A 14,166-nucleotide genomic window follows, 5' to 3' on the forward strand; every position below is an offset into this window, starting at 1 on the left:
TCAGGCCCCGATGAGCTTTGCCCCGGCGCGCGATATCCAGGAGCCACGGTTCTCGCGCGGTTCGACACCGCCGGTCTGCAGCAGCTTGTAGGAATCCGCGTACCACTGGCTGTCCGGATAGTTACGTCCCAGAACCGCCGCGGCCGTCTGCGCTTCTTCGACGATACCCATGGCATAGTAGGTCTCGACCAGACGGGCGAGAGCCTCTTCGACCTGGTTGGTGGTCGGATAGTTTTCCACGACGTTCCGGAACCGCTGGATTCCCGCGAGATATTCCTTGCGCTCGAGATAGTAGCGCCCGACCTGCATTTCCTTGCCGGCGAGCTGGTCGCGAGCGAATCGGATCTTTGCCTGTGCATCCTCGACATATTCCGAATCAGGATAGTCGTTGACCACCTTGGACATGGCGTCGATGGTCTGCGTGGCGGCGCGCTGATCCTGGGTCACATTACGGATCTGCTTCGAATAGGACAGGCCAACCAGATACTGGACGTAAGCCGAATCTTCAGAGTTCGGATACTGCCGGAGATAACGGTTGCCGGTCGTCACCGCATCGTCATTCTGGCCGAGGCGCTGCTTGGCGAACGTGCTCATGACGAGCGCCTTGCGGCCCCATTCGGTGAATGGATGCTGGCGATCGATGGAATCGAACTTGCGGCTGGCTTCCGCGATATTGCCGGCCTTCATGTTGGCCAGGCCCTGATTGTACAGAACCTCCGGCGGATCGGTCTCCATGCCGAGCTTGGTGATGTCGATGTCCTTGTCGGACTGGCAGGCCGTAACGGCCACACCCGCGCACGCCAACGTCATGGACATGAACGCGATTCGCGCCGTTTTTCTCATTCCAACAGACTTCGCATAAGTCATTCGACAGTTCCCGATCGTCACGCGCACAAATGCCACTGCTCAAGCTGGCCTTCTAGCCTTACAAGCAGGCGCAGGGCAACGCAATGCGGGGGCATTAACGCAATTTTGTGGCACATTTCTATTTGAGGTCAACGATGTTCCAGCAGATAGGCAGGTCCTCAACTTCCTGACGCCACAAAAGAAAAGGCCGCTCGCGGTGGAGCGGCCCAGTTGGACTGGATGGTTTTGATCAGGCGAGCCAGGCTGCCAGCGCAGGCTCCTTGACCGGCACAAACTCGCCGGCCCGGACGCGGTTGCTGCGCACCGGAGCCTCCACAATCTCGTAAGCCGTCGGATCGCTCAACAGTGCCTTCAATGCATTGGCATTCATCTTGTGGCCGCCGCGATAGGAGCGGTAGCAGCCGATGAACTGTGCGCCTGCAAGAGCGAGGTCACCCACGGCATCCAGCGTCTTGTGGCGAACGAATTCGTCCTTCGCGTAGCGCAGGCCCTCAACGTTGACGATGGTATCGTCGTCGGAGATCACGACGGAATTCTCAAGCGACGAACCGAGCGCATAGCCAGCTGCCCAGAGACGCTCGACATCGCGCATGAAGCCGAAAGTACGCGCACGGGACAGTTCTTCCTTGAAGGAGGCCGCAGTCAGTTCGCCCTTCCAGCTCTGACGACCGATCAACGGCGTCGGGAAATCAATCTCCACCTCGAAGCGAGTGCCGTCGTAAGGGCGGAATTCCGACCACGAAGCACCGGCGTCGATTCGGACAGGCTTGACGATACGGATATAGCGGCGCTTGACGCCAAGGCTGACGATCCCTACCTGCTCGATCGCGTCGATAAAGGGATAGGAGCTGCCGTCCATGATCGGCATCTCGCCCGCATCCACATCGACAACGATGTTGTCGATGCCGAGCGCGTAGAGAGCGGCCATCACGTGTTCGATCGTGGCAATCCACTTTGCCGGCGAGCTTCCCAGTACGGTGCAAAGATCGGTCGGGCCAACATGCGAGGAAACAGCGCGATATTCGACCGTATTGCCATCTTCGAGGCTACGGCTGAATACAATGCCCGAACCCGCTTCGGCCGGCTGGAAGGTAAGGGTAACCGGAGCTCCCGAATGCACGCCGGTTCCCGTCAAGGTAACGGGGGCTGCAATAGTGGTTTGAAAACCCAGAAGTCCGACAGTCATTCTTGTGTGCCTTTACTGAACCCGACCATTAACGCCGGCCAGGCTTAAATCCGCGACCGACGAAAGCTGTGGCCATTCATCGGCATTTCTCAGCGTCTTTCATACGCAGCCTGCCGGCACAATCCAAATCACTGTTCGTTTCGGATTGTAACGTTCTTAACAGACGGAATTAATTGAGATTTTCAGGCCTCATCGACGCCTGTGCAAAAGGCCCGAATCCTGTCGATCCGGGCCTTTCTGCAATCTTTGGCTATGACGACGTCAGTTCTGCTGGCGACGCAGGAAGGCAGGGATTTCCAACTGGTCGTCCTCGTGGTGAGAGGCAGCCTGCGGAACTGCGCGGCCGTGGTCATCCAGCTGGCCACGACGAGGAGCGTAGAGGCTTGCCTCGGCCGACAGCGGGCGACGCTGCTGCGATGCCGCAGAAGGCGCCGGAGCGGTCATGTCGGATGCGACCCGATCTTCCTCTTCGCGGCGACCAAGCGAGTTGGTGATCCGCTTCAGGAGGCCCATCGGACCACGCTCTTCCTGGACATGCTGTACCGGCTGAGCGCGGCGATCCATCTCGGCCTTCACGACCGGGGGAAAGTCTTCGACCCGCGGCATGCGGACAGGCTCGGCTGCCATCGGCATCGACGGTGCAACCGGCTCATGGTGAGACGGCTGAAGCATGCGCGGTGCCGGCTGGCTGACAGCCGGGGCTGCCTGGGCCTGCATCACCGGAGCCTGAGCGGGGCGAAGCACAGGGGCTTCGGCCGGTGCTGCGGCGAAGATCCGGCTCTGCGGGCGAAACTCGGCTTCGGCCTGCTGAGCAACAACATGCTGAGCTACCGGTTGCGGAGCGATGGGCTGGCTTGCCCGGGCAATTGCCAGTTCGCGTTCCAGTTCGGCTTCTGCCTGGCGGATGGTCTCGGCGATCGGATCAACCGCCTTAGGTGCCTGCATGACTGGGGCAGGCTGTACAGCGGCCGGAGCAGGAGCAACGGCCGCCGAAGGACGGATAACCGGTCTTGCCACAGCGGCGGCCGGACGGGAATCGGCCAGGCGCACGTCGCCGTGACCCATTGCGCGATCGATGCCAGTTGCAACGACCGACACGCGGATGAGGCCTTCCAGAGCTTCATCGAAGGTCGCGCCGAGGATGATGTTGGCATCCGGATCGACTTCTTCGCGGATACGGGTTGCCGCTTCGTCGACTTCGAAGAGCGTGAGATCGCGACCGCCGGTGATGGAGATCAGCAGGCCCTGTGCGCCCTTCATCGAGGTTTCGTCGAGGAGCGGGTTGGCGATTGCAGCCTCTGCAGCCTGCATGGCGCGGCCCGGACCCGAAGCTTCGCCGGTGCCCATCATCGCACGGCCCATCTCGCGCATCACGGAACGAACGTCGGCGAAGTCGAGGTTGATAAGGCCTTCCTTGACCATCAGGTCGGTGATGCAGGCAACGCCCGAGTAGAGCACCTGGTCGGCCATCGCGAATGCGTCGGCGAAGGTGGTCTTGTCGTTGGCGATGCGGAAGAGGTTCTGGTTAGGAATGACGATCAGCGTATCGACAGACTTCTGCAGTTCCTGGATGCCCTGCTCGGCAAGGCGCATGCGGCGCTGGCCTTCGAAGTGGAACGGCTTGGTCACGACGCCAACGGTCAGGATGCCCTTGTTGCGCGCGGCCTGGGCAACGACCGGAGCCGCACCCGTGCCCGTGCCGCCGCCCATGCCGGCGGTGACGAAGCACATGTGCGTTCCATGCAGGTGGTCGATGATCTCGTCGAGGCACTCTTCAGCGGCAGCGCGACCGACTTCCGGCTGCGAGCCGGCGCCGAGACCTTCGGTGACCTGAGCACCCATCTGGATGATCCGCTCAGCCTTGGTCATGGTCAGCGCCTGGGCGTCGGTGTTGGCGACGACGAAGTCGACGCCCTCGAGGCCGGCGGAGATCATGTTGTTGACAGCGTTGCCGCCACCACCACCGACACCGAAGACGGTGATCCGGGGCTTCAGCTCGGTGATATCAGGCTTCTGCAGCTTGATGGTCATTTTACCCGTTCCTTTTAACTCTGGCCGCATCGCCTACGGCCGATTCATTGCATCTCTTCATGACGCCACCCGCGCGGGGCGAAGCGTCAAAAACTCTCTTTCAGCCATTGGCCCATGCGGGCTATCCGGCCATTTCCATTGCCGAGGGAGCTGATCAGGCCACCCTGCGACGCATGTGTTTCCATGCCCGCGACCTGCGGGTAGATCATCAATCCGACTGCCGTGGAGAAAGCCGGTCCCTTTGCCGCAACAGGCAGGCCGGAGACGCCCATCGGGCGCCCGATCCGCACGTTGCGGGCGAGAATGCGGCGTGCCGTTTCCGGCATGCCTGTAAGCTGGCTTGCACCGCCGGTCAGCACGATGCGCTTGCCGACGACCGGGCTGAAACCGGACTTCTGGATCCGGTCACGGATCAGCTCCAGCGTTTCCTCGATGCGTGCACGGACAATCCGGCTGACGAGCGAACGCGGCACCTGGGTCGGCAGATCGCGGTCATCTTCGCCGATCGGCGGAATTGCGATCATTTCGCGTTCGTCGGCGCCGTTGGAAAGCGCAGAACCATGAACCACCTTCAGGCGCTCCGCATCCTCGATGCGGGTGGAAAGACCACGGGCCAGGTCGGTTGTGACATGGTGACCGCCGAGGCTGAGCGCGTCCGTATGGACAAGCTTGCCTTCGGCGAAGACGGAGATCGTCGTCGTGCCGCCGCCCATGTCGATTGCCGCGCAGCCGAGTTCGACTTCGTCGTCGACGAGTGCAGCAAGACCGCTGGCGTAAGGCGTGGCGACCATGCCCTCGACAGACAGATGGGCGCGATTGACGCAGAGTTCGATGTTCTTGAGCGTGGCACGCTCGGACGAGACCACATGCATGTCGACGCCGAGCACGTCACCGAACATGCCGAGCGGGTCGCGAATGCCGCGCTCGCCATCCAGCGAGTAACCGGTTGCCAGCGAGTGAAGGATCGCACGATCCTGCCGCTGCGATTGATGGCTCGCCGAAATCAGCACCTTGCGGAGATCGGCGCCTTCGACTTCCTGGCCGCCAAGGTCGATCGTTGCCGTATAGACATCGCTCGTGAGCCGGCCGGCCGAAATATTGATGATCAGGCTGTCGACTGTAAGGCCGGCCATGCGCTCGGCAGCATCGACGGCCAGGCGAACGACGCTTTCAGCAGCATCGAGATCAGCGATAACGCCGCACTTCATGCCGCGCGACCGCTGGTGGCCGATGCCGATGATTTCGATATTGTGGGTACGCCCCGGCAGCACCAAGCTCTCCTGGCACGGCGTCAGGCGACCGATCATGCAGACGACCTTGGTCGAGCCGATATCCAGAACGGTAACGATGTGGCTGCGCTTGGACGACAGCGGCTTGAGGCGTGGCAGAAAATGTCCGGAACCGAAAAGGCTCATGACTGTGCTCCTGCCTTCTTGAGGGCCTTGGTACGAGCGTCGAGCACTTCCTTGCGGCGTTCCAGCGCGCCTTGCGAGAGCTGCACGGCGGTGCGGTCGTCGAGACGCAGGTCTACGGCAGCGATATCGCGATCGAGGATGCCTTGCTCCGATTCCAGCCTGGAGAGAACCGCCAAGGCCTTGTGGATGCCCTGCTCCGGCAACTTCAGGACGACGCCGTTATCCAGGTGCAGATCCCAGCGACGTCCGGCGACGCGAACATAGGCACGCACCCGGCTCTTGAGCTCCGGCCAGCCGGCCAGTTCCTGCTCGAAGGCTGAAGCCCTCGTCTCGGCGTCGCGGCCGACGAACAGCGGCAGCGTCGCAAATTTCCCGTCCCGCAGGGAGGTGATGATGTTGCCGTTGCGCTCGATCAGCGAAAGCTCCGTCCCGTGCTGCCAGATGCCGAAGGCCTGGCGCTCTTTCAACATGACTTCAATTGTCTTCGGATAGACCTTGCGGACCTCGGCATACTCGACCCAGGGAAGCTCCGAGAGCTTCTTGCGGGCAACCTCGATATCCATCGCCACGAGAGAGGTCGTGCCGTCGAGACCGAGGAGCTGAAGAATGTCGATTTCCGACGTCTGCTCATTGCCTGAGACGCGAACGTCTTCGATGGCAAAGCCGGCCGAGGCCGTCACAGCCTGCGCAACCGTTTCCGAGTGGCCGCCGACGGACATGCCGTAAAGGCTGACCGAACCGAGGAAGGCGAACGTGGAGAAGGTGCCGACATGGCGAGGAATATTGATGCGACCGGTGGCAAGGCTCACGGCAAAGCGAACGACGCGACGCAGCGGACGCGGCAGGACGCGGCGATCATCCCCGCCATAGGACTGGGACGACTGCCCCATGGAACCAACAGACCTTTTGCCGCTCAACGCTGACACGATGCGTCCTCCACAATCCAACGGACGAGATCACCGAACGAGTGGCCGGCATATGCGGCCATTTCAGGCACCAGCGATGTGGGGGTCATGCCAGGCTGAGTATTGACCTCCAGCCAGATAACCTCCCCCTCTTCTGAGAAGCGGTCGTCGTAGCGGAAGTCGGACCGACTCACGCCGCGGCAGCCCATCGCCTGATGCGCCTTAAGGGCCAATAATTGGATCTTTTGGTAAACATCTGATGAAATTTGCGCCGGAATGACATGCTTCGAGCCGCCAGCGGCATATTTCGCGTCGTAATCGTAGAATGCGCCGGACTGCGGAACGACCTCGGTCACGCCGAGCGCGACATCACCCATGACGCCGCAGGTCAGTTCACGTCCGGCGATATAGCGCTCCACCATGACGCGGTCGCCGTAGCGCCATTCATCAGACAGCAGAACCTGCGGCGGATGCGACTGCCCTTCCTTGACGATAACCACACCGAAGGAGGAACCTTCCCGCACAGGCTTCACAACATAGGGCGGCTCGATGGGATGCCGATTGCCGATATCGAACCGGCTCATCACCAGAGCCTCCGCCACCGGAATACCGGCAGCCTTCGCTACGTGCTTGGCCTGCCCCTTATCCATGGCAAGCGCCGAAGCGAGCACGCCAGAATGCGTGTAAGGGATTTCGAGATATTCGAGGATGCCTTGAATTGTGCCGTCTTCGCCGAAAGGGCCATGCAGCGCATTAAAGGCCACGTCAGGCCTCAACTCGGAGAGAACGACTGCGACATTGCGATCGACATCGACGCGCGTAACGCGAAAGCCTTCAGCCTCCAGCGCATCGGCGCAATCCTTCCCTGAAGACAGGCTGACGGGCCGTTCGGAGGAGAACCCTCCCATCAAAACAGCCACATGCTTGTCACTCATCGACGACCTCCGGAAAAAGTCCGTATCTTTGCCACAACTGGCTTGCGCCAACCTGTCCCCGAACTGATTCCGGTCCCACGCGGCTTGTTATCGATACTGCCCGGATATGGTTAACAAACCGTTTACTTTCGTTAACGACACCCGGAAACGCGTGGAATTTCAAGCACTCGGGCAGACGGCTTGAATCTGATTCAGGACATTAAACAAGACTTCCAACCCTCTGGGGCGGCGTCGCTTTTGAACAATTTCAGGAGAACATGCCCAACCGCGTCTTCTTGCGCGCCGGTGGTTCCCGGGGGACAGCGCCGTTTAAGCACGGCGCATGAACACGCCGAGCAGCAGCATTTCCCGTTCAAACTGATTCCGGCCCCCTAAACATCCGCTACCGGACCATTTGATCTCGATATTTCAAGATCTTGCCCAGGGTGGACCGGCCAATACAGGCTTGTTGCCGGTCCAGTTCATGGCCTTCCCCGCTTACGAGTCATGAGGACGAGCGCGCGGCAGGCCGAGCCGAAACTTCATATCCGGCCTCGACAGAATGTGACGGCGTTTATTGCGCCTTGGCTATTTCGACCGCCGGAATATTGCGTTAAGGCATGCCCGGCCCTCCCAAGAGCCCCCCTAAACCAATTGAATTGGAATTCGGCATGACAAACGCGATACCCGATGTATCGTCGTCCGCTGAACCGTTAGAGCCTGTTGCATTGAATTCCCCTGCACGAGTCCTGACGGCCAGCCTGGTCGGCACGACGATCGAGTTTTTCGACTTCTATGTTTACGCCACGGCCGCGGTTCTGGTCTTCCCGGCGCTGTTCTTCCCGAACAGCGACCCAACCACCGCGCTTCTGGCCTCCTTCGCCACCTTCTCGATCGCCTTCTTCGCGCGCCCGCTGGGCGCCGTGGTGTTCGGTCACTTCGGCGACCGCATCGGCCGCAAGACGACGCTGGTTGCCGCGCTCCTGACCATGGGCGTATCCACCGTCATCATTGGCTTGCTGCCAACCTATGAACAGATCGGCGTGATAGCGCCGCTGCTGCTGGCATTGTGCCGTTTCGGCCAGGGCTTCGGCCTCGGCGGCGAATGGGGCGGTGCTGTGCTGCTTGCCACCGAAAACGCCCCTCCCGGCAAGCGCAGCTGGTACGGCATGTTTCCTCAGCTTGGTGCTCCGGTCGGGCTGTTCCTGTCATCCGGCGTATTCTGGCTGTTGCTGCACGTCATCAGCCAGGAAGCGCTGTTGAGCTGGGGCTGGCGCGTGCCGTTCCTCGCCTCGATCATCCTGATCGCCATCGGTCTTTGGGTTCGCCTGTCGATCACCGAGACTCCGGCCTTCCAGAAAACGATCGACAGCGATGAGCGCGTCGATGTGCCGGTTGCCGAGCTGTTCCGCAACCATAAGCGCAGCCTGGTCCTCGGTACCTTCGTTGCACTCGCCACCTTCGTACTGTTCTACATCGGCTCCGCCTACCTGTTGTCCTACAACATCAAGGTTCTGCAGATGTCGTTCATCGATGCGCTGGAAGTGCAGCTCCTCGGCTCTGTCGTCTTCGGTCTGGTCATCCCCGTGATCGGCAAGCTCGGCGACCGCTACGGCCGGCGGGAAATGCTGCTCCTGACCACCGTGCTGATCGGCATTTTCTCCTTCTTCCTGCCGGCACTGATGACCAACGGCGTGGCGACGATCTTCGTCTTCGTGACTGTCGCGATGGTTCTGATGGGCATGACCTATGGGCTGATCGGCACGGCGCTCGCCGCGCCCTTCCCGACCGCAGTCCGCTATACGGGATCGTCGATCACCTTCAACTTCGCCGGCATCTTCGGTGCCTCGCTGGCCCCCTATATCGCCACCTACCTGCAGGTGAACCACGGCATGACCTCTGTCGGCTACTACCTCGGCCTTGCAGCCGTCGTAACGCTGGTGTGTATCCTGCTGTCGGGCAAGGACGAAGTCTGAGCCAGGCACTGATCAACGATCAAAAAGCCCGCGACGCCATTGGCCTCGCGGGCTTTTTTTGTTTCGGCGACTCGCCGGCACGGCGTAGCCACGGGCGGCGGTCAAAACAAAGCCGGTCTGGCCGAAGCTGCTACTGCTGCTATGCTGCGGTCTCAGGGCTCATGAAACGTACGCAGGTTTCCTGCCGAGGTCCGGCCAAAAACGATATGGGAGGTGACGAAGCATGTTCAGCAGGCGTTCCCTGGTCATGACGATGCTCGGCGGCGCGACGGCCTATGCGCTGCCCCGTCCCACCTTCGCCGCCGCGCCAGCTACCGATGTGACATTTCTGGTGATCAACGACATTCATGCATGCCGGATGGGCGACACGCTGAGCCCCGGCTGCCTGGACGAGGGCAAGACGGACGAAAACCTGCTGCGCCATATTCGGGCGCTCAACGGCATCACCTCCGGGCGATGGCCGGAAGCGATGGACAGCATGCCGACCGGATTGAGGAGCGCCGGCCAGCCGATCGCCTCCCCGCGTGGCGTCGTCGCCTGTGGCGATCTGACGGACGACGGCGGCGGTCAAACCGCCGAGCGCTCCGAAGGGACGCAGATCAGGCAGTTCTCGCAACGCTACCAGCAAGGCAGCGGCGACGACCGTATCCACTTTCCCGTCTATGTCGGCCTTGGCAATCACGATCTCGACCAGGACGGCCGACCGCCTGACCTCGACTGGTATCGCGATGAGCTACGCGACTATGTACGCCTCAACCACAAGCCGAGTGCATTCTTCAAGGCGCCGCACCCCGCCGACAACTACCACGAGGCGTCAGACAGCTATTCCTGGAACTGGCAGGGCCTGCATCTCGTACAAATGCAGCGCTTTGCCGGCGACACCCGCAAGGGTGCGGCCAGCGCGCTTGCCTGGCTTGCCGCCGACCTCAAAAGCTTTGCCGCCGACGGGCGCCCTGTCGTCCTGTTCCAGCACTACGGTTGGGACCACTTCTCGCTGGAGCGCTGGGACCCTGCGGCCAGAACCTTCGACGCCGATGGCAGCGGAGATCCGCATTGGTGGTCGGACGAGGAACGCCATGCCTTCATCGCGGCACTAGGCGGCTACAATGTCGCGGCAATTTTCCACGGCCATGAGCATGATACACCGATGATCTACACGGCCGACGGCTTCGACATCGTCAAGGCGACGGCTGCATACAAGGGCGGTTTCGCGCTGGTGCGCATCACCGACGACTTCATGGACGTGGTCCTCGGTCAGGCATCCGGCGGTGACGGTTCGGTTGCCTTCATCGCTGCCCACAGCAAGCTGCTCGCCTGACCCCGCCAAAGCGTAGCATGGGCGAGATCAACCCCTGTCCGAACTACTCGGTCGTCGCCCCCTGGAACGGCTTCACCTCGCGCCCAGGCATGAAAATGCCGAGCCGCTTGATTTCCCATTCCAGCTTGATCGCGGAATTCTCGAATACCCGCTGCCGGACCATCTCGCCCAGATATTCGAGATCGTAGCCGCTGGCGTGGCCGGTATTGATCATGAAGTTGCAGTGAAGCGCCGACATCTGCGCACCGCCGCAGACGAGCCCGCGGCAGCCGGCTTCGTCGATCAGCTTCCAGGCGGAATGGCCCTCGGGGTTCTTGAAGGTCGAGCCCCCGGTCTTCTCCTTGACCGGCTGGACCGTCTCGCGATGCTGGCGAACCGCGTCCATGTCGTGCCTGATCTTGGCTCGGTCTTCCGTGTAACCCTCGAAAATCGCGTGCGTGAAGATCAGGTCCGCCGGAGCCTTCGAATGGCGGTAGCTGTAGCCCATGTCGGCCTTGCTCAGCACATGCCTGTTGCCGCTCCGGTCCACAGCGTGAACCTCGACGACGCGGTCGGCGGTTTCGGTGCCGTTTGCGCCCGCATTCATGCGCAGCGCACCACCAAGCGAACCCGGAATGCCGTAGAAGAAGGCAAAGCCGCCAATTCCGTTGTCCATTGCCATCGCCGCAATGTGCTTGTCGGGGCAGATGGCGCCTGCCTTGATGCGGTTTTCGCCTTCGAGATCGACCTGGCCGAAACCCTTGGCCGAAAGACGCAGGACGACACCGGGAATTCCGCCGTCGCGAACCAGGAGGTTGGAGCCCACGCCGACCACGGTCAGCGGCACATCCTCCGGCAGAATCTTCAGGAAGGTAACGAGATCATCGACGTCGTGCGGCTGGAACATCAGCTCGGCCAGACCGCCTGCCTGGAACCAGGTGACCCGATCCATAGGCGCATCCGGCGTCAGCCGCCCGCGAATATCCTTGACGCCATCTCCCAGCGACGCCAGCAATTTTTCCCCATGCACCTGTTTCATAACTACTGTCCCGAAAAGCTTTCCAGTTCCTTGGGCAAGGCTGCCGCCCATTGTGTAATATTGCCAGCTCCCAGAAGAACCACGAAATCACCCGGGTTCGCAATGCCCGCGATCAACGGAACAAGCTCGCCCTGTCCTTCTATATGGCGCGCATCGCGGTGGCCACCGGCTCGGATCTGGGCAACCAGGGTCTCCGAGTTGGCACCTTCGATCGGTTCTTCGCCTGCCGCATAGACCGGCGCCAGGATAACGCTGTCGGCGTCGTTGAAGCAGGTGGCGAAATCGTCGAACAAGCTCGACAGGCGCGTGTAGCGGTGTGGCTGGTGAACGGCGACGACACGACCCGAGCAGGCCTCGCGAGCTGCGCGCAGGACCGCCTTGATCTCCACCGGATGGTGGCCGTAATCGTCGAAGATGGAGACGCCGTTCCAGTCACCCGTCAGCGTGAAGCGACGCTTGACGCCGCCGAAAGCGGCAAGCCCCTTGCGGATATCCTCTTCGGAGATGCCCAGACGGTTCGCAACAGCGATCGCGGCGGTGGCGTTCGAGATGTTGTGGCGGCCAGGCATGGGCAGCGCCAGTTCCTTGAACGAGAACACCCGGCCGGTGCGGCGGCGACGGATTTCCACGTCGAAGATCGACTTCGTGCCTTCCATCCGGATATTGGAGAAGCGCACATCGGCCTGGGGGTTCTCGCCATAGGTGATGATCTTGCGGTCCTCGATTCGGCCCGCCAGCGCCTGCACTTCCGGGTGATCGATGCACAGCACGCCGAAGCCGTAGAATGGCACGTTCTCGACATACTGCCGGAAGGCGGCACGCACGGCATCGAAGCTGCCGTAGTGATCGAGATGCTCGGGATCGATATTGGTGACGACTGCGACGTCTGCGGGAAGCTTCAGGAAGGTGCCGTCCGATTCGTCGGCCTCCACCACCATCCACTCGCCCTCGCCCATGCGGGCGTTGGTGCCGTAGGCATTGATGATGCCGCCGTTGATGACAGTCGGGTCAAGCCCGCCCGCATCGAGAAGCGTCGCCACCATCGACGTCGTGGTCGTCTTGCCGTGTGTGCCGCCGATGGCGATCGCATTGCGGAAGCGCATCAGCTCCGCCAGCATTTCGGCACGACGGACGATGGGCAGGAACTTCTCGCGCGCTGCAATAAGTTCGGGATTGTTCTTCCTGATCGCGGTCGAGACCACGACAACTTCCGCGTCACCGAGGTTCTCCGCCTGATGACCGACGAAGACCGGTATGCCCTTGTCTCGAAGACGCTGGACATTGGCGCCATCCGCCTGGTCGGATCCCTGTACCCGGTGGCCGAGGTTATGAAGCACCTCGGCGATGCCGCTCATGCCGATCCCGCCGATGCCGATGAAATGGACGAGCCCTATGGCCTTCGGCATCTTCATGAACGCACTCCTTTGAATTCCGCAACCGTTTGACGCTCGGAAATAGCCACTACGAGGTCTGCGAGCAAGGCTGCTGCGTTCGGATGCCCTGCCTGTTTTGCGGCAATGGCCATTTTTTCGAGCCGTTCCGGCTCATTCATGGCACCGGATATCAGTTGCGCCAGACGCTCCGGGGACAATTCAGACTGCGGCACAACCTGCGCTCCGTCCTTGGCCACAAGGGCTGCCGCATTCGCCGCCTGGTCATGATCAAGCGCGTGGGGATAGGGCACGAAAATCGCGGGCCGGCCGACAACAGCCACCTCCGAAACGGTCGATGCGCCGGATCTGCATATGACCAGGTGGGCGCCGGCGATACGCTGCGCCATATCGCCGAAGAAGGGCGACACGTCGGCCGGTACATCCAGTTTCTCATAGGCCGCGACTACGGCCCGGTGGTCTTCCTTGCGGGCCTGCTGGGTTACACGGAGGCGAGCCCGCAACGCCGGATCGAGCAATTCGATGGCCGCAGGGATGGCGGACGAAAAGAACTGCGCCCCCTGGCTGCCGCCAAAGACCAGAAGATGGAAAGTGTCAGCGCCGACCGAAGGCGCATAAGCCGTGCCACTGGCCTGAAGAACGGCGGGTCGAACCGGGTTTCCCGTCGTCACAGTCCTGGCGGCATGGGAACCTGAGCCTTCCGGCAGAAAGCCGCCGGCGATCGCCTGAACGCGCGTTGAGAGAGCCTTGTTGGCGCGACCCATCACGGCATTCTGCTCGTGGATGATCGAGGGCACGCCCATCGAGGTTGCCGCAAGAAGCGGCGGCACAGTCGGATAGCCGCCGAAGCCGACCACGGCGAGGGGCTTCAGTCGGGCAACCAGCCGGCGCGCGGCGCGAAGGCCGCTCCAGAGCGTCCAGCCCGTGCGAAGCATCAAGATCGGGTTCTTCGATCCAAAGGTCGCCGATGGCACGACATGGATCTCGTCGGCGGGAAAGGTACCGGCAAAGCGCTCGGCGCGGCTGTCGGTGACGAGATGGACCGAATAGCCGCGCGCCTTCAGCTCATGGCCGAGCGCTTCGGCAGGAAAGACATGGCCGCCGGTTCCCCCGGCGGCAAGAAGGATGATCCCATTGCTCATGCC

General features: G+C 61.6%; 11 protein-coding genes. 2 read left to right on the forward strand and 9 right to left on the reverse strand.

Annotated elements, in window-relative coordinates; all coding sequences use genetic code 11:
• The 6 genes from LH464_RS01200 to LH464_RS01225 form a co-directional block, all read right to left on the reverse strand.
• A complete protein-coding gene (locus tag LH464_RS01200) occupies positions 1-867 on the reverse strand; it encodes an outer membrane protein assembly factor BamD (RefSeq protein WP_226784520.1) in 867 nt (288 codons plus the stop codon).
• 229 nt (positions 868-1,096) lie between these two features.
• The gene (lpxC, locus tag LH464_RS01205; RefSeq protein ID WP_226784521.1) at positions 1,097-2,053 is read right to left on the reverse strand and encodes a UDP-3-O-acyl-N-acetylglucosamine deacetylase; all 957 of its coding nucleotides are present in this window, start codon (positions 2,051-2,053) and stop codon (positions 1,097-1,099) included.
• Positions 2,054-2,314: 261 nt separating this feature from the next.
• Positions 2,315-4,084, reverse strand: coding sequence for a cell division protein FtsZ (gene ftsZ / locus LH464_RS01210; protein ID WP_226784522.1), 1,770 nt, complete (start codon positions 4,082-4,084; stop codon positions 2,315-2,317).
• A gap of 86 nt (positions 4,085-4,170) precedes the next feature.
• Complete coding sequence (gene ftsA, locus LH464_RS01215; RefSeq protein ID WP_226784523.1) at positions 4,171-5,499, reverse strand: cell division protein FtsA; 1,329 nt, start codon at positions 5,497-5,499, stop codon at positions 4,171-4,173.
• On the reverse strand, positions 5,496-6,389 hold the full coding sequence (locus LH464_RS01220; RefSeq protein ID WP_226784569.1) for a cell division protein FtsQ/DivIB: 894 nt from the start codon (positions 6,387-6,389) through the stop codon (positions 5,496-5,498). Before LH464_RS01220 ends, ftsA begins: the two co-directional genes overlap by 4 nt.
• Before the next feature lie 23 nt (positions 6,390-6,412).
• A complete protein-coding gene (locus LH464_RS01225; RefSeq protein WP_226784524.1) occupies positions 6,413-7,339 on the reverse strand; it encodes a D-alanine--D-alanine ligase in 927 nt (308 codons plus the stop codon).
• Positions 7,340-7,989: 650 nt separating this feature from the next.
• Between LH464_RS01225 and LH464_RS01230 the strand changes: the two genes are divergently transcribed.
• Positions 7,990-9,294 carry an MFS transporter gene (locus LH464_RS01230; RefSeq protein WP_226784525.1) on the forward strand — a complete coding sequence of 435 codons (1,305 nt, stop codon included), beginning with the start codon at positions 7,990-7,992 and terminating at the stop codon, positions 9,292-9,294.
• Positions 9,295-9,517: 223 nt separating this feature from the next.
• Positions 9,518-10,612 carry a metallophosphoesterase gene (locus tag LH464_RS01235; protein ID WP_226784526.1) on the forward strand — a complete coding sequence of 365 codons (1,095 nt, stop codon included), beginning with the start codon at positions 9,518-9,520 and terminating at the stop codon, positions 10,610-10,612.
• Positions 10,613-10,655: 43 nt separating this feature from the next.
• Here the strand turns inward: LH464_RS01235 and murB are convergent, their stop codons facing one another.
• Genes murB through murG form a run of 3 tightly spaced genes read right to left on the reverse strand, consistent with a single transcriptional unit; the run spans position 10,656 to position 14,163 of the window.
• Complete coding sequence (gene murB, locus LH464_RS01240) at positions 10,656-11,630, reverse strand: UDP-N-acetylmuramate dehydrogenase (protein WP_226784527.1); 975 nt, start codon at positions 11,628-11,630, stop codon at positions 10,656-10,658.
• Between the two features lie 2 nt (positions 11,631-11,632).
• Complete coding sequence (gene murC / locus LH464_RS01245; protein WP_226784528.1) at positions 11,633-13,042, reverse strand: UDP-N-acetylmuramate--L-alanine ligase; 1,410 nt, start codon at positions 13,040-13,042, stop codon at positions 11,633-11,635.
• Complete coding sequence (gene murG, locus LH464_RS01250) at positions 13,039-14,163, reverse strand: undecaprenyldiphospho-muramoylpentapeptide beta-N-acetylglucosaminyltransferase (RefSeq protein ID WP_226784529.1); 1,125 nt, start codon at positions 14,161-14,163, stop codon at positions 13,039-13,041. Before murG ends, murC begins: the two co-directional genes overlap by 4 nt.
• Positions 14,164-14,166: the final 3 nt, after the last annotated feature.

The organism is Pseudorhizobium xiangyangii (assembly GCF_020531965.1).
In the GTDB taxonomy this organism is placed as follows: Bacteria; Pseudomonadota; Alphaproteobacteria; order Rhizobiales; family Rhizobiaceae; genus Neorhizobium; species Neorhizobium xiangyangii.